The following is a 21,814-nucleotide window of genomic DNA, read 5'->3' on the forward strand; positions in this document are numbered from 1 at the left end:
TCAACCCGAAAAGATTTGCGGCCAGAAGCCCGCAGGCATGCGCACCTTGAGTGCCATGTCGAACATCAACCACAGCACCGGGCCGGTCACCAGCAACATGCCACCCACAGCCACTTTGTTGCGGCCGCCGGCGAACATCGCCACGGCCGCCACCAGCAGGCCGATGGACACCACATAACCCAGCATGGGCAGCAGGAACACATAGCCCAGCAGGATGGCCAGCAGGCCTGCCGCCAGCAGGTGCGAGCGGTTGCTGGAGGCGGCGTCGCCGTCGTCCTCCACGTCACCGGTGGCGCGCGTCACGGCGCCCTTGATGAGCAAGCCGACCGAGGCCAGCCCCATGAGCATGCCGACCATCACCGGAACGCCCGAGGCGCCCACGCTGTCGGCCAGCAGGCTGTCCTCGATGTTGCGCGCGTACATGACATAGGCGCCCGAAAACACCAGGGCCACGCCGCCAGTGATGAAGGATGCGGCGCGGTCGCTGATGGCCTCGCTCATTTCAGCAGGCCCAGTTCCTTGAAGGACTCGGTCGTCTCGGCGGCCACTTCGGCGGTGAACTTGCGCGCGGCGTCACGTCCCATCACGATGGGCGTGAGGTGTTCCTTGGTGTACTCGGCCTTGTAGGCCGGGATCTCCACCACCTTGCGCACCGCGTCTTCCCATGCCTTGGCGACGCTGTCAGGCAGACCCTTGGGGCCGGCGAGGCCGCGGAACTTGCGCACAACCACGTTGTATCCCTGCTCCTTGGCCGTGGGCAACTGCGGCAGGCCCTGGAGACGGGCTTCGGACAGCGTGGCCAGCAGGCGAATCTTGCCGGCTTCGAGCTGGCCGTTGATCTCCTGCATCTCGCCGACGCCGATGTCATAGGTGCCGTTGAGCACGCCGATCATCTGGTCGCCGCCACCTTCGTGGCTGATGATCGGCACCTTCACGCCGGCCGCGCGCGCCAGGCGCTCCATGGCGATACGCTCCAGCGATGCCGGGTTGGAGGCGCCCCAGCGCGACTTGCCGGGGTTGGCCTTGGCGAAGTTCACCACGTCGGTGAGGCTCTTGTAGGGCGACTCGGTGCGGGTGAAGATCACTTCGGGGTCGGCGAACACGATCACGATCGGGTCCAGGCCGTCGTAACCCACCGTGGGCTTGGACAGCAGGGTGGTCTGGATGTAGGTCGGCGTGGTGCCGTAGAAGATGGAGCCATCGGGGGCGCCCTTGGCCACGGCAGCCACGGCGGTGGCGCCGCTGCCGCCGCGGATGTTTTCCACGCCGAAAGTGGTCTTCATCACCGTGCTGAGCTGTTTGCTGAGATCGCGCAGGAACACGTCGGTACCGCCACCGGGGCTGGAGTGGGTGACCAGCGTCACCCGGCTCACCGGGTACTCGATCTGCTGCGCCATCGCGGCGCCCAAGCCAGCCAGCGAGAGGCCGGCCACGGTGATCAGGGTCTTGAAGTTCATGTCGTGTCTCCTGGGGTGGATGGGTAGCGTTCAACCGAGAGTGAGGTGGGGCAGGATGTCGCGCACGCTCGCGTGCGCAGCCAGGTCCATGCAGGCGTCAAACGCCTGACTGGATTTCGCCGCGCCCAGCACAGGGGTGCTCTGGTCGACGAATTTGGCCTTGAGCTGTTCGGGCGACATCGGCCGCTCCAGGCTGCCCACGGCGTGTTCAACGAAGATGTGCAGCTCGCGGCCGTCGGTGGTCTTGAGCGTCACGTCGACTGAGGCTTCGTGGATGGAGCGGTCCACCACCAGTTCTACCTTGGCGCGCAGCGCGAGCACCTCAGGGCTGTTGACCACGTTGTCGGCGTACTCGTGTTCACCAGCGCGGCCGAAGATGACGGCCACAGCGCAAGAGTGGTAAACGCTGAATTTGCTCTGCAGGCCGTCACTGGGCGTCTTCTTGCCGGTGAGCTCCTGCACCAGCGGATGGGCGCGCAAGGTGATAGAGGCGACGTCGGAGGCTTTCAGGCCGTGGGCGTTGCGCAACTGCACACAGGCGTCGATGGCCGGGTGGATCACGATGCCGCAGGCAAACGGCTTGTAGGTGTTGAGCGCGATCTCCCACGTCTGGCCCAGACGCTCGGTGATCTCGCTCCAGTCGGTCTTGTCCGAATACACCTGCAGCAATCCACGCGGCGCCTCGAGAGCGCGGCGCGAGGCGGTGAAGCCCTTGCTGGCCATCAGCGCCGACATCAGGCCCACCTTGGCGGCACCACCGGGATGAAAAGGTTTGGTCATGGTGCCGAACTGTTCGCGCAGGCCCACCGGCTGCGAGGCCGCGATACCCAGCGCCATCTGTGTCTGCGCGGCGCTCAGGCCCAGCAGGCGCGAGCAGGCCGCAGCACTCCCCAGCATGCCGGTGGAGCCGGTGATGTGCCAGCCTCGGTCGTAGTGGTCGGGGTAGACCGCGTTGCCCACGCGGCACGACACCTCCACGCCCACCACCAGCGCGTCGATGGCCTGACGGCCCGAAATATTGAGGTATTCACCCAACGCCAGCACGGCCGAGGCCACGGGACCGGCGGGGTGGATGATGGTCTTGAGGTGGGTGTCATCGAAGTCGAAGGTGTGCGAACTGATGCCGTTGAGCAGCGCCGCGTTGGCCATGTCGACCTTCTCGGCGCGGCCCAGCACGCTGGCCTGGCGTGAGGGCTCGAGCATCTGCACGGCGGCCAGCGCCGAGCCGACGGTCTCGTGCTGCGAAGGTCCCACCGCGCAGCCAGCCCAGTTGGCAAAGGTGCGGTGCGCCTGTGCTTCCACCGCGTCGTCCCAACCTCTGGACGGGTGGGTGGCCACGAAACTCGCCAGCAACTCGGTGATGGCGGGGGCGTGTGCGTCGGCTTGCACGGTGGTATTGCGGGACATGAGCATGGGTCGGCTTCGTTCAAAGTGGATCGATGACCACGATTGTCCGAAGCGAATTGCCAACTGTCAACAGTTTGCAGGGGGTGTTTACCCTTACCACGGGCCGGCTGCCCGGCTGGCTCGTCAGCTTGTCAGCCGGTGGATTCGCCCGACTGCACGAGGCGCTGCCAGCCCTGCTTCACGTGGTTGGCGAGCAGGCGCTCGGCCGCGTCGGCGTCGCGCCGCGCCAGCGCATCCACGATGTCCCGGTGCTCTTCGTTGGAGACCTTCAAGCTGCCCGACTGGATCAAGCCGCGGCGGCGAAACAGGTGGGTCTGGTTGACGATGGAGAGGTACATCACCTCCAGCGGCTTGTTGTTTGCGATCTGCATCAAGCATTCGTGAAAGCGCAGGTTCAGCGGGTAATACGCCGCCACATCACCCGACATGGCCGCCGACTCCATGGCTTTGAGCTGGGCGTTGAGCGCCTTTACGTCCTTGTCACCGATGCGCTCGGCCGCCAGTCGGCCCATGAGGCCGGAGAGCGCACCGCGCACCTCGTAGAGCTGGCGCGCGTCGTCCAGCGTCATCTCGCGCACGAACACACCCTGATTGACCGCTCCCACCAACAGGCCGGCCTCCTCGAGGCTGCGGCAGGCCTCACGCACCGGGCCGCGGCTCACGCCCAGGCGGGCCGCCAAATCGCTCTCGTTGATGCGATCACCCCCCTTGAGCTCCCCGGCGGCGATCAGATTGCCGATTTCCTCGCGGACGATTGAAGTAAGCGTGCGCGAGCGCCGCTGGCTGATTTGCGCGAGGGCGGTGGTGGGGGGCGTGGTGCTCATGGCTGCGGCATTCTAGGCCCGCAGCCCCGAACAACTGAAAAGCGACAAATGGCCAAGGCCATACAGCAGCAGAGGAAGTGGAACTTCGTCCTTAGCACTCGATCACAGAGAGTGCTAATATTCTTGGAACAGTCCTGAGGAGGTTCTGCATGTCCCACTCTCTTGCCCCCGTTTCCGCCGTTTCCAGTGGCCAGATCGCTGTTGCGAATCCATGGGCGCTGGTGCCGCCCCTGGGCAACCTGGACGCCTATATTTCCGCGGTCAACCGCCTGCCGCTGCTCACGCTGGACGAAGAGCAGAAGGCCGCGCGCCGCCTGCGCGACGACAACGACCTGGAGGCCGCGGGCCAGCTGGTCATGTCGCACCTGCGCCTGGTGGTGTCGATCGCCCGCCAGTACCTGGGCTACGGCCTGCCCCACGGCGACCTCATTCAAGAGGGCAATGTCGGCCTGATGAAGGCGGTGAAGCGCTTTGACCCCGACCAGGGTGTTCGTCTCGTGAGCTACGCCATGCACTGGATCAAGGCGGAAATCCACGAATACGTGTTGAAGAACTGCCGCATGGTCAAGCTGGCCACGACCAAGGCACAGCGCAAGCTGTTCTTCAACCTGCGCTCGCGCAAGCAGGGTTTTCGTTCCGACGCTCTGGACGGTGACACCCACCGCGAGGTGCTGAGCGACCATGAAGTGGGCGTGATGGCCAAAGAGCTCAACGTGAAGCCGGAAGAAGTGCGCGAAATGGAAACGCGGCTTTCCGGTGGCGACGTGGTGCTGGACCCGAGCCCGGGCGATGACGGCGAAGACGCGTTCGGCCCCATCGCCTACCTGGCCGACGCCACCCACGAGCCCACTGCGGTGCTGGAATCGGCCGAGCGCGACGCACTGGCCACCGAAGGCGTGGCGCTGGCCATGAGTGAACTCGACGACCGCTCGCGCCGCATCGTGAGCGAGCGCTGGCTCAAGGTGAACGACGACGGCTCCGGCGGCATGACGCTGCACGAGCTGGCGGCCGAATACGGTGTGAGCGCCGAGCGGGTGCGCCAGATCGAAGTGGCGGCCATGAAGAAGATGCGCAAGGCGCTGGCCGCCTACGCTTGAGCGCGGACGCCACCGTCTGCGCACACCCCGGCTGCCGCCCTGGCACCCGGGGTTTTTTTTGCCCGCCATGCACCGGCGTGGTGCCCTGGCGGAGACCGACTGTCAACTCGCCAAGACACAATGGGGGCCTTTCAGCTTTCGCGCGTCTGGCGCACCGCCCCGCTTGTGACCCCACTCCTCCGTCTGTGCGCCCTCCTTGGCTTGGTGCTGCTCGCACTCAACACGGCCTGGGCCCAACCCGTACCACCGCCTCGCACCTTGGTGCTGGACGGTAGCCAGAACACCCTGCCTCTGGCCGGTCGCAGCACATTCTGGGTGGACGACAGTGGCGCGTTGACACCCCAACAACTGGAAGCTCGGTACCCCGACCTGCCCTTTGGCGTAAGGGCGCCGGGCAGCCGAGTGCAACTGGCCCCAGGTGCGGTGCTGTGGGTGCGTTTTGACGCCGAGGTCAAAGACAACAGCGCGCACTGGGAGCTGGAGCTCACCCACTCGGGCACCGACCGGGTGAGCCTGTTCCACCGCCAGGCCAACGGCAGTTGGCATGCGCAACACGCCGGCGACCACATTGCCGTGCGCGACTGGGCCTATCCAGACCGCTATCCGGTGTTCGCGCTGGATCCACGGGTCGATCAGGCTGTCACGTACTGGGTGCGCATCGAACACGCCCGCGTGCCGTTCTCTGGTGCGCTGCTGGTCCACAACCACAACACCCTGCGCGAACTGCGCATTCACCAGCAGTTCTTGCTGGGTGCGTATTTCGGCATGGCGGCGCTGCTGGTCGCCACGGCCATCGCCAACGCACTGGTGTTTCGTGACACCAGTTTTGCCGCCTACGCCATCTACGTCACCGTGCTGGGTCTGGCGCTGGCCGCGTCGCTGGGGGTCGGTGGCCAGTTCCTGTGGCCCGCCTGGCCACGCTGGAACAGCCTCGCCGAGTTCGTGTTGCTGCCGCTCACGGCCGTCTCGGGCCTGCTGTTTGTGCGGCATGTGGTGCAGCCACGCCGCATCGGCCGCGGGCTGGACCGGCTGGCTTTGAGCCTGGCGGGCGTTTTCATGGTGCTGACCGCCTGGGACGTGGTGCACCCCACCACCACCAGCCTGCAAGCCGTGACCGCCGCCGGTGCACTCACCATGGTTCTGGTGTACGCAATGCTGTGGGCGGCCTGGCGCACCGGAGACCGCTGGGTGCGCTGGATCGCGCTGGGCGTTCTGCCCGTGCTCATCGCCGGCACCTTGCCCGTGCTGCGCAACTTCGGCCTGTTGTCCTCGGGTGTGCTCTCGCAATACGGGATGGTGATGGCTGCGGCCATCGAGGCACCGTTGCTCATCTATGGCCTGCTGCAACGATCGTCCATGCAGCACGAGGCACAGACCCGCGCCCGCGCGCTGGCGCTGACCGAGCCGCTCACGGGCCTGACCAACCGCCACAACTTCATGCTGCGCCTGCACGAGAGCCTGGTGCGCGCCCAGCGCTACCAGCACCGCAGTGCCCTGCTGCTGATCGACCTGGACAACCACGGCTGGTTTGCCGGAACACACGGGCGGGAAGTGGCCGACCGGGCACTGGTGCTCACGGGTTCGTTGCTGAGATCGGTGGCGCGCGACGTGGACACCGCTGGCCGGGTCAACGACAGCACACTGGCCTTGCTGATGGAAGGCCCGGTGCGCGAAGCCCAGGTGGTGGCCGCGGCCACCAGCATCGTGGCAGGTGGCCTGCGCCCTTCAAGCCAGTTGCCGGTGGGGACCACCTTGAAGTTCAAGGTGGTGCTGGCGCTGCTGCCTGACGCGGTCAGCGGCTCCGATCTGGAGAGCAACGCGCAGGCCCATCTGGACTGGTTGCGCAGCGGACTGGATGCCCTGCGTCAGGACAACCGCAGGACCATCCTGAAGCTCAACTTCTGATCAGTTCGACGATTCGCCGCCGGGCCGCCCCAAGGCGAATCAGCCCCCCAGGGGGGCAGCGAACCTCGCGCAGCGGGGAGCGTGGGGGCTCAGTTTTCGCGTCTGAGGGCAGGAAACAGGATCACGTCGCGGATGCTGGCGCTGTCGGTCAGCAGCATCATGAGGCGGTCGATGCCGATGCCGCAGCCACCGGCCGGCGGCATGCCGTATTCGAGCGCGCGGATGTAGTCGGCGTCGTAATGCATGGCCTCGTCGTCGCCGCTGTCCTTGGCCGACACTTGCGCCTGGAAGCGCGCGGCCTGATCTTCGGCGTCGTTGAGTTCCGAGAACGCGTTGCCAAACTCACGGCCGGTGATGTAGAGCTCGAAGCGCTCCGTCACTTCGGGCTTCAAATCGTTGGCGCGCGCCAGCGGCGAGATCTCGGTCGGGTGGTCCATGATGAAGGTTGGATTCCAGAGCTTGTCCTCGACCTTCTCCTCGAAGTACATCACCTGCAGGCTGGCCAGGCTGCGCGTGGAGAGATGGTGCTTGGCCTCGCTCATGCCGAGCTTCTTCAGCTGGCCCAGCAGCCATTCCACGCTGTCCACGTTCTCGCCTGCCTCGGTGTGCTTGAGGATCGCCTCGCGGATGGTGAGTCGCTCGAACGGTGAGGTCACGTCCACCGGCTGGCCCTGGTAGGTCAGCGGCACATCGCCCCGCACCTCGCGCACCACGTGGCGGATGAGCTCCTCGGTGAAGCTCATCAGGTCCTGGTAGTTCCAGTACGCCGCGTAGAACTCCATCATGGTGAACTCGGGGTTGTGACGAACGCTGATGCCTTCGTTGCGGAAGTTGCGGTTGATTTCGAACACACGGTCGAAACCACCCACCAGCAAACGCTTCAAGTACAGCTCGGGCGCGATGCGCAGGAACATCTCCTGGTCGAGCGCGTTGTGGTGGGTCTTGAACGGTTTGGCATTCGCGCCGCCCGGTATCGGGTGCAGCATCGGCGTCTCGACCTCGAGGAAACCGTGGCTGACCATGAAGCCGCGCAGGCTGGAGATGCCGCGGCTGCGGTTGACGAAGCGCTGGCGCGCGCTCTCGTCGGTCATCAGGTCCACATAGCGCTGGCGGTACTTGATCTCCTGGTCGTGGATGCCGTGGAATTTGTCGGGCAGCGGGCGCAGGCTCTTGGTGATCAGGCGGATGCTGTCCGCGTGGATGGTGAGCTCGCCGGTGCGTGTACGGAACATCACGCCTTCGGCCGCCACGATGTCGCCCAGGTCCCAGTGCTTGAACGCGTTGTGCAGGGCTTCGCCCACGCTCTCGTTGTTCAGGTAGATCTGGATGCGGCCGCCGCTGGGGCCGAACGAGGCGTCCTGCAGTGTGGCGAAGCTGGCCTTGCCCATCACGCGCTTGAGCATCATGCGCCCGGCCACGCAGGCACGCACCGGGTTGGCCTCGAGCACTTCCTTGGTGCTCTCGCCATGCACCGCGAACAGCTCGGCCGCCTTGTCCGAGGGTTTGAAGTCGTTCGGGAAGGCCACGCCCTCGCCCCGTTGCTGCGCCTCGCGCATCGCCTTGAGCTTCTCACGGCGCTCCGCGATCAGCTGGTTGTCGTCGTGCGCGGGGGCGCTGGTGTCGGGGGTTTGGACTTGGGTCATGAATGAAAAATGGGTTGGGCACCGAAGTGCGCAACCCATGATTGTAGTTTTGGGCCGACCCCGGCCTTGCAAGTGCTATTCGCCGAGGTAAGCGGCACGCACCTTTGGATCATCCAGCATGTCGCGACCCTTGCCGGTCATGATGATTTCGCCGGAATCCATCACGTAGCCGCGATCGGCGATCTGGAGTGCGCGGCGGGCGTTCTGCTCCACCAGCAGGATGGTCACGCCCTGTTTGGACACGTCTCGCACCACTTCGAAGATCTTGTCGACCATGATGGGCGACAGGCCCATGGACGGTTCGTCGAGCAGCAGCACCTTGGGCTGGCTCATGAGCGCGCGCGCCATGGCCAGCATCTGCTGCTCACCGCCGCTCATGGTGCCGGCCAGTTGGTCCTTGCGCTCACGCAGGCGCGGGAAGATTCCGAACATCTTCTCGATGTCCTGCGCAATGCCGGCCTTGTCGTTGCGGATGTAGGCGCCCATCTGCAGGTTTTCGGTGATGGTCATGCGGGTGAACACGCCACGGCCTTCCGGCACCATGGCCAGACCCTGTTTCACCAGGTCCCAGGCGCCCTTGCCTTTGATGCTATGGCCCATGTACTCGATGTCGCCAGCCTCAAAGGCCAGCGAGCCGGTGACGGCCTTCATGGTGGTGGTCTTGCCCGCGCCGTTGGAACCGATCAGCGAGATCAACTCGCCTTCGTTCACTTCGAGGTCGATGCCCTTGACAGCCTTGATGCCGCCGTAGGCGACCTTCAGGCCGCTGATTTTGAGGAGTGTGTTTGCCATGGGGTCAATCCTTGATCAGTGGCCACCGGTGCCGAGGTATGCCTCGATCACCTTGGGGTCGCGTTGCACATCGGCGGGCGTGCCCGACGAGAGCTGTTTGCCGTAGTCGAGCACGGTCACGCGGTCACACAGGCCCATGACCAGCTTCACGTCGTGCTCGATCAGCAGGATGGTGCGGTCGTCCTTGCGAATCCGGTCGATCAGCTCGCGCAACTGGATCTTTTCGGTCGCGTTCATGCCGGCGGCGGGCTCGTCCAGCGCGATGAGCTGCGGGTCGGTGGCCAGGGCACGTGCGATTTCCAACCGGCGCTGGTCGCCGTAGCTCAGCGTGCGTGACTTGTAGTCGGCGAATTTTTCGATGCCCACATAGGCCAGCAATTCGCGCGCGCGCGCCGTGATCTCGGCCTCTTCACGCTTGAACCCGGGCGTGCGGAACACGGCGCCGATCAGGCCCGAATGGGTGCGCACATGGCGCCCGACCATCACGTTTTCCAGAGCCGTCATTTCGGCGAACAGGCGGATGTTCTGGAAGGTGCGGGCGATGCCGGCCTTGGCCACTTCGTGCACCGCGCTGGGCGTGTACGGTTTGCCCGCGAGCTCGAAGGAGCCGCTGTCGGGCGAATACAGGCCGGTCAGCACGTTGAAGAAAGTCGTCTTGCCGGCGCCGTTGGGGCCGATCAGGCCGTAGACCTGGCCGCGTTTGATTTCAATGCCCACATCGCTCAGGGCCTGCAGGCCACCGAAGCGCTTGGAAACATTCGCTACTTTGAGAATCGTGTCAGTCATCTGGATTCTCCGCTCACTTGGACAAGGACTTGCCATGCTCGGGCGAGGGCCACAAGCCTTTGGGTCGTATCAGCATGACGACCACCATGGCCAATGCGATCAGCAACTGGCGCAGGACCTCGGGCGCCAGGCGACCGTCGGTCATGGCCGTGAGCGGGTGCGCCACGTGGCGCAGCAGCTCGGGCAGGCCGGCCAGCAGCAAGGCGCCGAGCACCACGCCGGGGATGTGACCGATGCCACCCAGCACCACCATGGCCACCACCATCACCGACTCCATGAGCGAGAACGACTCGGGCGAGACAAAGCGTTGAAATGACGCGAACAACACGCCGGACACACCACCGAAAGAAGCGCCCATGCCGAAGGCCAGCAGCTTGAGGTTGCGGGTGTTCAGGCCCATGGCCTTGGCAGCGATCTCGTCTTCGCGGATCGCCATCCAGGCCCGGCCGATGCGCGAGTCCTGCAGGCGGTACGAAATGATGATGGCCAGAATCACGAAGAAGAGGAACAGGTAGTAGTAGAGCGTGACCGGCTGGAAGGTGTAGTCACCGATGGTCAGGCGCTTGCCGAGATCAAGGCCGAAGACCGAGATGGTGTCGATCTGGCTGATGCCCTTGGGCCCGTTGGTGATGTTCACCGGGCGGTCCATGTTGAGCAGGAAGATGCGGATGATCTCGCCGAAGCCCAGCGTGATGATGGCCAGGTAGTCGCCGCGCAGCTTGAGCGTGGGCGCACCCAGGATCACGCCGACCACGCCCGCGATCGCCGCCGCGAGGATCATCACCAGCCAGATGTTGTAGTGCAGGCCGTTGGGGAACATCGCCTTGATGGCGGGGAAGGTATCGGCGAGGTGGGGCGAACCCAGCAACGCAAACACGTAGGCGCCGACCGCGAAGAACGCGATATAGCCCAGATCCAGCAGGCCGGCGTAGCCCACCACGATGTTCAGGCCCAGGGCCAGCAGCACATACATGAGCGCGATATCGACAATGCGCACCCAGGAGTTGCTGCCGGTGGCCTGCAGGACGATGGGCAGCAGCAGCAGGGCCGCTCCCGCGATCAGGAAGACGATCAGCTTGCCGGTTTTGGTGTTCATCATGTGAGTTCTCCTACCGGTCAGGCTCGGTCCGCCACACGTTCACCCAGCAGACCCGAGGGACGCAGCGTGAGCACGATGGCCAGCACGATGAAGGCAAAGATGTCGGTGTACTGGCTGCCCAGCACACCCCCGGTGAGCTTGCCGAGGTAACCTGCGCCCAGGGATTCGATCAGGCCCAGGGCAATGCCCCCGACCACCGCACCGGCGAGGTTGCCGATGCCGCCCATGACCGCGGCCACGAAGGCCTTGAGACCGGGCATGAAGCCCATGGCGTGTTGCACGGTGCCGTAGTTGGACGCCCACATGATGCCGGCGATGGCGGCCAGCATGGCGCCGATGATGAAGGTGGCAGAGATGACCACGTCGGGTTTGATGCCCATGAGCGCTGCCACGCGCGGGTTCTCGGCGGTGGCGCGCATGGCGCGACCCAGATTGGTGCGGTTGACCAGCCACATCAGGAAGGCGAGCGTGATGGCGGTGGTGGCCAGGATGGTGATCTGCGTGATCGAGATCACCGCGCCCGCGAACTCCACCGGCTCAGTGGGCAGCATGTTCGGATAGGACTTGGGGTTGGGCTTCCAGATGATCATGGCGAAGGTCTGCAAGAGCAGCGACATGCCGATGGCAGTGATCAAGGGGGCCAATCGGTTCGAGTTGCGCAGCGGCCGGTAGGCCAGCTTCTCGATCGTGAAGTTCAGCGTGGCGCAGACCACCATCGCTATCACCGTGGCCAGCAGCAGCACCAGCCAGCCCGGCAGATCGGGGGAGGCCTCCCTCATCCAGCCGATCAGGGTCCAGCTGGTCAGCGCCCCCACCATCAGCACGTCGCCGTGTGCAAAGTTGATCAAGCCGATGATGCCGTAGACCATGGTGTACCCCAGGGCCACGAGCGCATACATGCTGCCCAGCACCAGACCGTTGATGATCTGCTGTAGCAAAACTTCCATAAAAGATTCTCCGTGTGTGTGACAGGCCGAGAGGTGCTTGTGGCGCCGGCCTGTTTCAACCTAGCAAAAAACCCGCCAGACATGACCTTGAGACAGGACAGACTGCGGGTTGGTGGACGGATTGTAATGACGCGCTTTTGGGGGCCACATGCGTGTATGCCCTTAGCGCACAAGGGTTTACCCGATATTTGGGTGGCGCACCCTCGCTTGCATCAGTGCGAATGGGAACGCATTAGTTATTTTGATTGTTGCGATTTTTGAGCTCGCGCAGCTTATCGGCGATGCGCAGCTCCAGGCCCCGGTCCACCGGTTGGTAGAAGCCGGGCTCGGCCATGCCCTCAGGCAGGTAGCTCTCACCCGCGGCAAAACCGCCTTCTTCATCGTGCGCGTACCGGTAGCCCTTGCCGTAGTCGAGCTCCTTCATGAGCTTGGTGGGCGCGTTGCGCAAATGCATGGGCACTGGGCGTGTGCCGTCTTTCTTCACGAAAGCCTTGGCGGCGTTGAAGGCCTTGTAGACCGCGTTGGACTTGGGCGCCACGGCGAGATAGATCACGCACTCGGCCAACGCGAGCTCACCTTCGGGCGTGCCCAGGCGTTCGTAAACCTCGGCGGCGTCCAGCGCCAGGCGCAGCGCGCGTGGATCGGCCAGACCGATGTCTTCACTGGCCATGCGGATGAAGCGCCGCGCCATGTAGCGCGGGTCGGCACCGCCGTCGAGCATGCGCACGAACCAGTACAGCGCCGCGTCCGGGTCGGAGCCTCGCACGCTTTTGTGCAAAGCGCTGATGGTGTCGTAGAACTGCTCACCGCCCTTGTCGTAACGGCGCATGCGCTCGCCCAGCACCTTGAGCAGCCAGGCGTCGGTGATCACGGTGAGCTTTTCGCGCTCGGCTGCCACAGCCAGCGTTTCCAGCGTGTTGAGCAAGCGACGGGCATCACCATCGGCGTAGGCAATCAGCCGGTCGATTGCTGCGGACTCGATGGCGGGTACCGCATCGATGCTCTGCGCCTTGGCAACGATCTGCTTCAGGTCGTCTTCCGACAGCGGCTGCAGCACGTACACCGCGGCACGCGACAGCAAGGCGGAGTTGACCTCGAACGAGGGGTTTTCGGTGGTGGCACCGATGAAGGTGAACAGGCCGCTTTCCACATGCGGCAAAAAGGCGTCCTGCTGGCTCTTGTTGAAGCGGTGAACTTCGTCCACAAACAGGATGGTGCGCTGGGCCGTGAGTCCGCTGCGCGCAAGCTCGGCCCGTTCCACCGCCTCGCGGATGTCCTTCACGCCGCCGAGCACTGCGCTGATGGTGAGGAACTGCGCGTCGAACGCGTCGGCCATGAGCCGCGCGATGGTGGTCTTGCCCACACCGGGCGGGCCCCAGAGGATGCAACTGTGCGGCTGACCCGACTCAAAGGCCAGGCGCAGCGCCATGCCCTCGCCCAGCATGTGCTGCTGGCCGATGACCTCGCCCAAGGTGCGTGGGCGAAGCCGCTCGGCCAGGGGCGCGTGAGGGCTGGGGGCGGCCACGGACGTCAGGGCCGCATGACAGACGCGCCTGCCGGTGGCTGAAACTTGAAGTCGGTCGCTTTCAATGTCGCGTTGGCCTGCCAGTCGTTGAAGGTGAGAACCGAACGCTGACCCAGGCTGTCCTCGATGTCGAGCACCGACAGCTGGCCTTGCTTGAAGCCCACGCGCACCATCTGCAACTGCCCGTTGCGGTCCTTCGGCTTCGCTTCCAGCCACTCCAGGCCGTCCTTGGCCGCTGCGGGTTTGAGATCAAACGCGTCCGACAGGCCCTTTAGGTCGGTGCCCGCTGCAATCAAGGCCGCTGGCGTGCTGCCCAGCACCTCCTTCTGGCTGCGCGCGGTCACCTGGTTCAAGTCAACGTCGTGGAGCCAGAGCGTCTGGCCATCGGCCACGATGGTCTGCTCGAACGGCTTGGTGTATTCGAACCGGAAACGGTTGGGGCGCAAGAACTCGAACGTGCCGGTCGAGGTCTTGCTGCGTGCAACGGTCTCGGTGGAGCGTTTGGGCGAAGTCACCACCTGGGTGAAGCTGGACCTGCCGCTGCCCACCTCGCGCAGAAATTTCTCAAGGTCCTGAAGGCCATCGGCCCAGGCGCCCAGGGCAGCAAGGCTCAGCGCAGTGGCGATCATCAATTTTTTCATCATGGGGGTCTGATCCGGTTGGGCCGGCTGGGTTCAAGCCGGCGTCATTCTCCGCGTGCCGGCACCAGGATGTCCCGCTGCCCGCTCGATGTGAGGGCGCTCACGAGGCCAGCGTTTTCCATGTCTTCGAGCAAGCGGGCGGCGCGGTTGTAGCCGATCTTGAGCTTGCGCTGCACATAGGAAATGCTGGCCTTGCGGTCCTTGATGACGATCTCCACCGCCTGGTCGTAGAGAGCATCTTTTTCACCGTTGCTCTCACCGCCACCTTCACCAAACAGATCACCGCCCTCGCCATCGGCCACGCCGCCTTCCAGCACGCCGTCGATGTAGTTGGGCTCGCCACCCTGTTCCTTGAGGTAGGCCACCACGCGGTGCACTTCGTCATCGCTCACAAACGCACCATGCACCCGGATCGGAAATCCTGTACCCGACGGCATGTAAAGCATGTCACCCATGCCGAGCAGACTCTCCGCGCCCATCTGGTCGAGGATGGTGCGGCTGTCGATCTTGCTGCTGACCTGGAACGACAGGCGCGTGGGGATGTTGGCCTTGATCAGGCCGGTGATCACGTCCACGCTGGGGCGCTGCGTGGCGAGAATCAAATGGATGCCGGCCGCGCGCGCTTTCTGCGCCAGGCGGGCGATGAGCTCCTCGATCTTCTTGCCCACCACCATCATGAGATCGGCCAGTTCGTCGATCACCACCACGATGTAAGGCAGGCGCTCCAGCGGTTCGGGCTGCTCGGGCGTGAGGCTGAACGGGTTGCCGATGAACTCGCCGCGCGCTGCGGCCTCGTCGATCTTCACGTTGTAACCCGCAAGGTTGCGCACGCCCAGCTTGCTCATCAGCTTGTAGCGCTTCTCCATCTCGGCCACGCACCAGTTCAGGCCGTTGGCGGCGTGCTTCATGTCGGTGACCACCGGCGCGAGCAGGTGCGGGATGCCTTCGTAGACGCTCATCTCCAGCATCTTGGGATCGATCAGCAGCAGGCGCACATCGCGCGCGTCGGCCTTGTAGAGCAGCGACAGGATCATCGCGTTGATGCCAACCGACTTGCCCGAACCGGTGGTGCCGGCCACCAGGCAGTGGGGCATCTTGGCCAGGTCGGCCACGATGGGCTGGCCACCGATGTCCTTGCCCAGGCCCATGGTCAGCATCGACTTGGCGTCGTTGTAGACGGCCGATCCCAGGATCTCGCTGAGCTTGATGGTCTGGCGTTTGGCGTTGGGCAACTCCAGCGCCATCAGGTTCTTGCCCGGGATGGTCTCGATCACACGGATGGAGACCAGCGAAAGCGAACGCGCCAGGTCGCGCCCGAGGTTGACGATCTGCGAACCCTTCACACCGGTGGCGGGCTCGATCTCGTACCGCGTGATCACGGGGCCAGGCGCAGCGGCAACAACGCGCACGTCGACGCCAAAATCCTTGAGTTTCTTCTCGATCAGGCGGCTGGTCATCTCCAGCGTCTGGCTGTCCACGCCCGCCTGGTGCACCGGCGCGCTGTCAAGCAGGTCCACCTGCGGCAGCTTGCTGTCGGGCAGTTCGGTGAACAGCGGTTTCTGGCGCTCCTTGGCCACGCGCTCGCTCTTGGGCACATCGACCAGCGTGGGTTCGATCACCACCGGCGTGGGGTGGTGCTCTTCGATCTCCACCCGTTCGACCTTCACCACCTCTTCGCGTTCGCGCGCCGCCTTCTCACCGATGCGCTGGTCTTCTACCGCTTCGCGTTTCTCGCGGCGGGCCTCGAACCAGCCGTCCAGCGTGTGCCCGACCTCCTCCGCCCAGTGGCCCCAGGAAAAACGGAACACACGGGGCAGGCACACCAGCAGCAGCGCCAGCATGGTCAGCGCCGCGCCGGTGAACCCCAGCCAGCGCATGGAAAACGCGCCGAGGCCATGGCCGAGCACACCGCCCGCATGGCCCGGCAACAGTGCTTCAAGACGGTACAGGCGGCTCCATTCCAGCACGGTGCTGGCAGCCATCAGGGTCACGAGCGCCAGCCAGAACAGGCTGCGGCGCGCCCAAGGGCGGCGCCAGATGCGTGGATCCTGTCCATCATTGCCTTCATCCCGTGTGCCGCGAATCCAACCCGCCAGGGCGGACAACCAGGCCCTCACACCGACCAGAAAACACCACCAGACCGAGAAGCCGAACAGGTAGTAACTCCAGTCAGACAACAGCGCGCCCAACCGGCCACCCCAATTGCCCACCTCGGTGGCAGTGCCGGTGGTGCTCCAGGCCGGGTCGGCCAGCGAGTGGCTCAGCAAGGCCAGCAGCCAGAAGGCCAGCGCAGCCGCACCCAGCACCAAACCGATTTCCTGGGCAAAACGGGAAACGCCGACCTGCGGCTGGCCCGCACGGTCGGCGTTGAGGGTGTTCAGTGAGTAGGTCATGGGCTGTTCAAATGTCCAGCAGCTAGCTTACCCCAAGCCCATGCCCGGTAGCCCCGACCGCCCGAAGGCGGCCGCCGGGTTCAACCGAGGGAATTCAGCCGTTCCTTGATGACGGTGCTGCCGTCCTCGGCCATCTCGATGAAGCCCCGGTCTTCGAGATCTTTCATCACGCGGCTGACCATCTCACGCGAGGCGCCGATCATCTTGGCCACGTCCTGGCGCGACACCCGGTCCTTGATCGTGAGCTGGCCGTCCTTGTCGGGCTGGGCAAACTCCAACAGCGCGCGCGCCACCCGGCCGTACACATCCATCAGTGCGAGCGATTCGATCTTGCGGTCGGCGTGGCGCAAGCGCTGCACCAGGCCCTTCATGACCGCGTAGGCCATGGAACTGTTCTCGGGAAGGCAGCGGGCGAATTCGGCACGACCCAGGATCAGCACATCGGTCTGCACCTCGGCCTTCACCGTGGCCGAATGCGGCTGGTTGTCGATCAGGCTCATCTCACCCACGTAGTCGCCGGGGTTCATGGTGGCCAGGATCACCTCCCGCCCGCGTGTGTCGGTGGTAACCACACGAGCCCGCCCGGTCAACACGATGGCCAGGCAATTGGACTTTTTTCCCTGCTCGACGATGCACTCTCCGCGCTTGAAGCGCCGCTTGATCACCGAGTCGGCCACGGACTCGGCCTGGGCCTGGGTCAGGGTGGAAAACAAGGGAACCCGGCGGATCAGATCGAGATTAGACAGGAGAGACATGCGTGTATTCCTTGTTCTGGGAAGCGCTTGCAGCGCCGTTTCATACAATGACCTGAAGTCAAGGCCCCCTGCACCGCAGGCTTCTGACCTGACGCACCAATATAACCGCCGACTCTAAACCACTTGCCCCTGAATGCGATGGGGACTTGCACCATGAAACACGCCAAAGTACTGATCCTCGGCTCCGGACCGGCCGGCTACAGCGCCGCCGTCTACGCGGCTCGCGCCAACCTCAACCCTGTGCTCATCACCGGCATTGCGCAAGGCGGCCAGCTCATGACCACGACCGATGTGGACAACTGGCCGGCCGATGCCGAAGGCGTGCAGGGGCCCGACCTCATGCAGCGTTTCCTGGCACATGCGGAGCGCTTCAAGACCGAAATCATCTTCGACCACATCAACGCCGTCGACTTCAGCAAGCGCCCCTTCGTGCTCAAAGGCGACAGCGGTGAGTACAGCTGCGACGCACTCATCATCGCCACTGGCGCCTCGGCCAAATACCTCGGCCTGCCATCCGAAGAAGCCTTCATGGGCAGGGGCGTGTCGGGCTGCGCCACCTGCGACGGCTTCTTCTACCGCGGAGAGGAAGTCAGCGTGGTCGGTGGCGGCAACACCGCTGTGGAAGAAGCGCTGTACCTGTCCAACATTGCCAGCAAGGTCACGCTCGTGCACCGCCGCGACACCTTCAAGGCCGAAGCCATTCTGATCGACAAATTGATGGACAAGGTCGCCACCGGCAAGATCGAACTCAAGCTGCACAGCACGCTCGACGAAGTGCTGGGCGACAAGACCGGTGTGACCGGCGTGCGCCTCAAGAGCGTGAAGACGGGTGCCACCGAGGACTTGACATTGAAGGGCTGCTTCATCGCCATCGGCCACCAGCCCAACACCGACATCTTCCAGGGCCAGCTCGACATGAAGGACGGCTACATCACCACCCGCTCGGGTCTGCAGGGCATGGCCACCATGACCAGCGTGCCGGGCGTGTTTGCCGCCGGCGACGTGCAGGACCACGTGTACCGCCAGGCCATCACCAGCGCGGGTACGGGCTGCATGGCCGCGCTGGACGCCCAGCGCTTTCTGGAACAGAACGCCTCCTGAGCGCGTACGCATTCCCCGCCAGATTGCCAATTGGCTATAATCGCGGGCTTTGCTGAGATTGACCGGTTCGTCCGGGACCAAAGCAGATTCGGGTTACCGCCACCCTTTCCTGGCGAGGTGAGGCTGCAGGGGCCAGACACGGAATGTCTTCCGGTCGTGGCCAGCAGCTGTTTGAATGATCGGAGTGTCCTCATGGCACGCGTCTGCGAAGTCACGGGCAAGAAGCCCATGGTCGGGAACAATGTTTCCCACGCCAACAACAAAACCAAGCGCCGGTTCCTGCCGAACCTGCAATACCGCCGTTTCTGGGTCGAGAGCGAAAACCGCTGGGTGCGTCTGCGCGTCTCCGGTGCCGCCTTGCGCCTGATCGACAAAAACGGCATTGACGCCGTGCTCGCCGACCTGCGCGCACGCGGTCAAGCTTAAGGAGAACCGAACATGGCAACCAAAGGCGCACGCGAGAAGATCAAGCTGGAATCCACCGCTGGAACCGGCCACTTCTACACCACCACCAAAAACAAGAAGACCACGCCCGAGAAGATGCTGATCAAGAAATTTGATCCCAAAGCTCGCAAGCATGTGGACTACAAAGAAATCAAGCTCAAGTAATCGAGCGATTTCAACAAAAAGCCCGCTGTGAAAACAGCGGGCTTTTTTGTGGTCGTTCACCAAGGTCATCGCGGAGCCGCCATTGCGGGGCCGCAGATGACGCCCCCCTTGAGGGGGCGACGCGCCGCAGGCGCGGCGCGGGGGGAGCGTATCTCAGGCGTGGGCCGAGCGAAGGCGGATGGAGAAATCGCGCAAGGCAGCGATGCCGCTTTCTTCCGCACGGCGGCACCAGGCCTGCAGGTCAGTGGCCAGTTGCTCGCGGGTGGCGGTGGTGCTGGACCACAAGGCGCGCAGCTCTTCACGCATGGTGACCATCTTGTCGAGCACCGGGTGCTCGGCGCGGACCTGGGCCAGCTGAGGCTTGACGTTGGCCGGCACCTTGTCTTCGTCGCGGTGCAGCCACTGGCGGGCGGATTGCAACACGGTCGCGTCACCGCGGCGATGTTGCAGCGCTTCGATCTCGCGCTTGCAAGCCGCGCGCATTTCGCGAGCGTAACCGGCCATCACTTCGTAGCGGTTGGCGATGATCGCCTCCAGGGTCTTCTCGTCCGCCACGGGCTTGACATCGCCAAACGCCATCTTGGGAGGCAGCTTCTTGACCGAGGCCAGACCTACCGAACGCAGCATGCTGATGTACATCCAGCCGATGTCGAACTCGTAGGGCTTGACTGACAGCTTGGCCGACGTGGGGTAAGTGTGGTGGTTGTTGTGGAGTTCTTCACCGCCAATGATGATGCCCCAGGGCGACACGTTGGTGCTGGCGTCGGTCGCTTCGAAGTTGCGGTAGCCCCACCAGTGACCGATGCCGTTGATGATGCCGGCGGCCGTGATCGGGATCCAGATCATCTGGATGGCCCAGACAGTCACGCCCAGCACGCCGAACAGTGCAACGTTCAGGATGAGCATAAGACTCACACCCAGGCGTGAGCGGCCGGTGTAGACCACGCGCTCGATCCAGTCGTTGGGGGTGTTGTGGCCGTAGCGGTCCAGGGTTTCCTGGTTCTTGGCCTCGGCGCGATACAGCTCGCTGCCTTCAAAGAACACTTTCTTGATGCCGAACACCACCGGGCTGTGCGGGTCACCTTCGTGTTCGCACTTGGCGTGGTGTTTGCGGTGAATGGCAGTCCATTCCTTGGTGACCATGCCGGTGGTCATCCAGAGCCAGAAGCGGAAAAAGTGCGAAGCGATCGGGTGCAGGTCCAGCGAGCGGTGCGCTTGGTGGCGGTGCAGATAGATGGTGACGCTGGCGATGGTGATGTGGGTAAACACCAGAGCCACGATCATGGTTTGCCACCAGGTCGCACCGATCACGCCATGTGCGAGGAACTGAATGAGGCCGTCCCAGATGGACGAGAAGATGCCGAAGTCGGAAGAAGACATTGATTTCCCAATAGACCGCCCATGGGAGCGGATGGATACCGAGTGGGCTCCAGGGCACCCGGAGCAGTAACGCCCACGATTTTAAGGGCGGGGGTGACAATCACCAACCCATATCAAGCCTCGAATGTGGAAACTACTGCTCCAGATCAAGTGAATTGGCTGCTTTTCAAGGCTTTTTCCGCCAGACGGCTGCAAAAAAGCCATCCGTTGCGTGCCGATGCGGCCACAAGCGCAACCAACGCCCTTCGTCACCTTGACACAAGGATGCCGCGTTCTGGACTTGAGCGGTGTCCAGCAAACCAGCCGCGGGCACCACTTCGAATTCGGCATGGGCCGCCTCGAACGCCGCGCAGACCTCCTCGTTTTCCTGCTTCAGCAAGCTGCAGGTGGCATACACCAGGCGCCCACCCGGCTTGAGCAGGCGGGCCGCGCTGTTGAGGATGGCAACTTGCAGTTCAGCCTGGGCCGCCACGGTCTGGGGGTTCTGGCGCCACTTCAGGTCGGGGCTGCGCCGCAGCGTGCCCAGACCCGAGCACGGCGCATCGACCAGCACCCGGTCAATCTTGCCTGCGAGGCGTTTGATGCGGTCGTCGCGCTCGTGTGCAATCGCCACTGGATGCACGTTGGACAGGCCACTGCGTGCCAGGCGCGGTTTGAGCGCGTCGAGGCGGTGGCCGGAGGTGTCGAACGCGTAGAGCCGGCCGCTGTTGCGCATGGCGGCACCGATGGCGAGCGTCTTGCCCCCAGCGCCGGCGCAGAAGTCCACCACCATTTCGCCGCGTTTGGCGTCCAGCAACAGGGCGAGCAATTGCGAGCCTTCATCCTGTACTTCGACCTCGCCCTCGGTGAACGCGGGCAGCTTGGCCAGTGACGGTTTGCCCTGCAGGCGGATGCCCAGCGGCGAATAGGGCGTGGCAACGCCTGTCAAACCGAGCTTTTGCAGCGAGGCCAGCACCGCTTCGCGCTTGGCCTTGAGCAGGTTCACCCGCAGGTCCAGCGGCGCGGGCTGGTTGAGGCTGGCCACCAGCTCATCGAACTCGTTGCCCACCTGCTCGCGCAGGGCAGTGGCCAACCACTCGGGCAGGTTGTGGCGGTGCGGCGCCATCAGGTCGGCGTCGGTCACGGCATCGCAGTGGTCCAGCCAGGTTTTTTCGGGCTCGGTCAGCGCACTCTTGATGAAATCGCGGTCACCGGGAAAGGCCAGGATCGCCAGCCGGCGCCACTTGGAGCCACTGCCCGAGCGAGCAAGCCATTCGAGTTTCAGGCGCTCACGAAGGATGGCGTAGACGGTGTCGGACAGGGTGGCGCGCTCGCGAGACCCCAGCGATCGGTTCTCGCGGAAATGGCGGGCGACGACGGCGTCGGTGGGGTGTTCGAACTTGAAGACTTGTTCGATCAGGCTGGCGCATTCGTCCAGGAGGGCTTTTGGATGCATAGCCCGTATTGTCCTCCG

General features: G+C 64.1%; 20 protein-coding genes. 5 read left to right on the forward strand and 15 right to left on the reverse strand.

Translation table 11 applies throughout. From position 1 onward, the window contains the following. The 4 genes from IV113_RS04685 to IV113_RS04700 all read right to left on the reverse strand — a co-directional run bounded on the left by IV113_RS04685 (position 1) and on the right by IV113_RS04700 (position 3,688). Entirely contained in the window at positions 1-501 is a 501-nt protein-coding gene (locus tag IV113_RS04685; RefSeq protein ID WP_291081357.1) for a tripartite tricarboxylate transporter TctB family protein, read from the reverse strand. Further along, the gene (locus IV113_RS04690; RefSeq protein ID WP_291081359.1) at positions 498-1,457 is read right to left on the reverse strand and encodes a tripartite tricarboxylate transporter substrate binding protein; all 960 of its coding nucleotides are present in this window, start codon (positions 1,455-1,457) and stop codon (positions 498-500) included. The genes IV113_RS04685 and IV113_RS04690 overlap by 4 nt, the downstream gene beginning before the upstream one ends. 30 nt (positions 1,458-1,487) lie before the next feature. Further along, positions 1,488-2,864 carry an MmgE/PrpD family protein gene (locus tag IV113_RS04695; RefSeq protein ID WP_291081361.1) on the reverse strand — a complete coding sequence of 459 codons (1,377 nt, stop codon included), beginning with the start codon at positions 2,862-2,864 and terminating at the stop codon, positions 1,488-1,490. Between the two features lie 131 nt (positions 2,865-2,995). Then, positions 2,996-3,688, reverse strand: a complete 693-nt coding sequence (locus IV113_RS04700) for a GntR family transcriptional regulator (protein ID WP_291081363.1) — start codon at positions 3,686-3,688, stop codon at positions 2,996-2,998. A gap of 149 nt (positions 3,689-3,837) precedes the next feature. On the opposite strand from IV113_RS04700, the gene rpoH reads away from it, so the two are divergent. Both rpoH and IV113_RS04710 read left to right on the forward strand, forming a co-directional pair. Further along, positions 3,838-4,785 carry an RNA polymerase sigma factor RpoH gene (gene rpoH / locus IV113_RS04705; protein WP_291081365.1) on the forward strand — a complete coding sequence of 316 codons (948 nt, stop codon included), beginning with the start codon at positions 3,838-3,840 and terminating at the stop codon, positions 4,783-4,785. A 165-nt stretch (positions 4,786-4,950) separates the two neighbouring features. Next, on the forward strand, positions 4,951-6,690 hold the full coding sequence (locus IV113_RS04710) for a 7TM diverse intracellular signaling domain-containing protein (RefSeq protein ID WP_291081367.1): 1,740 nt from the start codon (positions 4,951-4,953) through the stop codon (positions 6,688-6,690). Between the two features lie 89 nt (positions 6,691-6,779). On the opposite strand, the gene lysS is transcribed toward IV113_RS04710, so the two are convergent. The 9 genes from lysS to IV113_RS04755 form a co-directional block, all read right to left on the reverse strand. After that, positions 6,780-8,333, reverse strand: a complete 1,554-nt coding sequence (gene lysS, locus IV113_RS04715; RefSeq protein ID WP_291081369.1) for a lysine--tRNA ligase — start codon at positions 8,331-8,333, stop codon at positions 6,780-6,782. A gap of 75 nt (positions 8,334-8,408) precedes the next feature. After that, positions 8,409-9,125: an ABC transporter ATP-binding protein gene (locus IV113_RS04720; protein ID WP_291081371.1), complete on the reverse strand. Its 717-nt coding sequence runs from the start codon at positions 9,123-9,125 to the stop codon at positions 8,409-8,411. A 15-nt stretch (positions 9,126-9,140) separates the two neighbouring features. Then, a complete protein-coding gene (locus IV113_RS04725; RefSeq protein WP_056269520.1) occupies positions 9,141-9,911 on the reverse strand; it encodes an ABC transporter ATP-binding protein in 771 nt (256 codons plus the stop codon). Positions 9,912-9,924: 13 nt separating this feature from the next. Further along, positions 9,925-11,010, reverse strand: a complete 1,086-nt coding sequence (locus IV113_RS04730) for an ABC transporter ATP-binding protein (protein WP_291081374.1) — start codon at positions 11,008-11,010, stop codon at positions 9,925-9,927. Positions 11,011-11,027: 17 nt separating this feature from the next. After that, on the reverse strand, positions 11,028-11,957 hold the full coding sequence (locus IV113_RS04735; RefSeq protein ID WP_056269525.1) for a branched-chain amino acid ABC transporter permease: 930 nt from the start codon (positions 11,955-11,957) through the stop codon (positions 11,028-11,030). 232 nt (positions 11,958-12,189) lie between these two features. After that, positions 12,190-13,482, reverse strand: a complete 1,293-nt coding sequence (locus IV113_RS04740; protein WP_291081377.1) for a replication-associated recombination protein A — start codon at positions 13,480-13,482, stop codon at positions 12,190-12,192. 5 nt (positions 13,483-13,487) lie between these two features. Then, positions 13,488-14,123, reverse strand: a complete 636-nt coding sequence (lolA, locus tag IV113_RS04745; RefSeq protein WP_291081526.1) for an outer membrane lipoprotein chaperone LolA — start codon at positions 14,121-14,123, stop codon at positions 13,488-13,490. 44 nt (positions 14,124-14,167) lie between these two features. After that, positions 14,168-16,516: a DNA translocase FtsK gene (locus tag IV113_RS04750; RefSeq protein WP_291081379.1), complete on the reverse strand. Its 2,349-nt coding sequence runs from the start codon at positions 16,514-16,516 to the stop codon at positions 14,168-14,170. 80 nt (positions 16,517-16,596) lie between these two features. After that, positions 16,597-17,271: a Crp/Fnr family transcriptional regulator gene (locus IV113_RS04755; protein ID WP_056269533.1), complete on the reverse strand. Its 675-nt coding sequence runs from the start codon at positions 17,269-17,271 to the stop codon at positions 16,597-16,599. Positions 17,272-17,424: 153 nt separating this feature from the next. Here IV113_RS04755 and trxB point away from each other — a divergent pair, with 153 nt between their 5' ends. The 3 genes from trxB to rpmG all read left to right on the forward strand — a co-directional run bounded on the left by trxB (position 17,425) and on the right by rpmG (position 18,981). After that, positions 17,425-18,372: a thioredoxin-disulfide reductase gene (gene trxB / locus IV113_RS04760; RefSeq protein ID WP_291081382.1), complete on the forward strand. Its 948-nt coding sequence runs from the start codon at positions 17,425-17,427 to the stop codon at positions 18,370-18,372. A gap of 192 nt (positions 18,373-18,564) precedes the next feature. Beyond that, positions 18,565-18,798: a 50S ribosomal protein L28 gene (rpmB, locus tag IV113_RS04765; RefSeq protein WP_066268082.1), complete on the forward strand. Its 234-nt coding sequence runs from the start codon at positions 18,565-18,567 to the stop codon at positions 18,796-18,798. A gap of 12 nt (positions 18,799-18,810) precedes the next feature. Further along, entirely contained in the window at positions 18,811-18,981 is a 171-nt protein-coding gene (gene rpmG / locus IV113_RS04770) for a 50S ribosomal protein L33 (RefSeq protein WP_056269543.1), read from the forward strand. Between the two features lie 153 nt (positions 18,982-19,134). Here the strand turns inward: rpmG and IV113_RS04775 are convergent, their stop codons facing one another. Continuing rightward, positions 19,135-20,361 carry a fatty acid desaturase gene (locus tag IV113_RS04775; protein WP_291081388.1) on the reverse strand — a complete coding sequence of 409 codons (1,227 nt, stop codon included), beginning with the start codon at positions 20,359-20,361 and terminating at the stop codon, positions 19,135-19,137. Between the two features lie 166 nt (positions 20,362-20,527). Further along, positions 20,528-21,796, reverse strand: a complete 1,269-nt coding sequence (locus tag IV113_RS04780) for an RsmB/NOP family class I SAM-dependent RNA methyltransferase (protein WP_291081390.1) — start codon at positions 21,794-21,796, stop codon at positions 20,528-20,530. Positions 21,797-21,814 lie beyond the last annotated feature (18 nt).

It is taken from the genome of Hydrogenophaga sp. (assembly GCF_018780385.1).
Lineage (GTDB): Bacteria > Pseudomonadota > Gammaproteobacteria > Burkholderiales > Burkholderiaceae_C > Hydrogenophaga.

Excerpts from the sequence above, each read along its gene's own strand:
- IV113_RS04775 (WP_291081388.1), bottom strand. The coding sequence starts at position 20,361 with ATGTCTTCTTCCGACTTCGGCATCTTCTCGTCCATCTGGGACGGCCTC.
- IV113_RS04700 (WP_291081363.1), bottom strand. The coding sequence starts at position 3,688 with ATGAGCACCACGCCCCCCACCACCGCCCTCGCGCAAATCAGCCAGCGG.
- IV113_RS04695 (WP_291081361.1), bottom strand. The coding sequence starts at position 2,864 with ATGTCCCGCAATACCACCGTGCAAGCCGACGCACACGCCCCCGCCATC.
- IV113_RS04780 (WP_291081390.1), bottom strand. The coding sequence starts at position 21,796 with ATGCATCCAAAAGCCCTCCTGGACGAATGCGCCAGCCTGATCGAACAA.
- IV113_RS04735 (WP_056269525.1), bottom strand. The coding sequence starts at position 11,957 with ATGGAAGTTTTGCTACAGCAGATCATCAACGGTCTGGTGCTGGGCAGC.
- rpoH (WP_291081365.1), top strand. The coding sequence starts at position 3,838 with ATGTCCCACTCTCTTGCCCCCGTTTCCGCCGTTTCCAGTGGCCAGATC.
- IV113_RS04690 (WP_291081359.1), bottom strand. The coding sequence starts at position 1,457 with ATGAACTTCAAGACCCTGATCACCGTGGCCGGCCTCTCGCTGGCTGGC.
- IV113_RS04755 (WP_056269533.1), bottom strand. The coding sequence starts at position 17,271 with ATGTCTCTCCTGTCTAATCTCGATCTGATCCGCCGGGTTCCCTTGTTT.
- IV113_RS04750 (WP_291081379.1), bottom strand. The coding sequence starts at position 16,516 with ATGACCTACTCACTGAACACCCTCAACGCCGACCGTGCGGGCCAGCCG.
- lolA (WP_291081526.1), bottom strand. The coding sequence starts at position 14,123 with ATGAAAAAATTGATGATCGCCACTGCGCTGAGCCTTGCTGCCCTGGGC.
- rpmG (WP_056269543.1), top strand. The coding sequence starts at position 18,811 with ATGGCAACCAAAGGCGCACGCGAGAAGATCAAGCTGGAATCCACCGCT.
- IV113_RS04730 (WP_291081374.1), bottom strand. The coding sequence starts at position 11,010 with ATGATGAACACCAAAACCGGCAAGCTGATCGTCTTCCTGATCGCGGGA.
- IV113_RS04725 (WP_056269520.1), bottom strand. The coding sequence starts at position 9,911 with ATGACTGACACGATTCTCAAAGTAGCGAATGTTTCCAAGCGCTTCGGT.
- lysS (WP_291081369.1), bottom strand. The coding sequence starts at position 8,333 with ATGACCCAAGTCCAAACCCCCGACACCAGCGCCCCCGCGCACGACGAC.
- rpmB (WP_066268082.1), top strand. The coding sequence starts at position 18,565 with ATGGCACGCGTCTGCGAAGTCACGGGCAAGAAGCCCATGGTCGGGAAC.
- IV113_RS04720 (WP_291081371.1), bottom strand. The coding sequence starts at position 9,125 with ATGGCAAACACACTCCTCAAAATCAGCGGCCTGAAGGTCGCCTACGGC.
- IV113_RS04685 (WP_291081357.1), bottom strand. The coding sequence starts at position 501 with ATGAGCGAGGCCATCAGCGACCGCGCCGCATCCTTCATCACTGGCGGC.
- trxB (WP_291081382.1), top strand. The coding sequence starts at position 17,425 with ATGAAACACGCCAAAGTACTGATCCTCGGCTCCGGACCGGCCGGCTAC.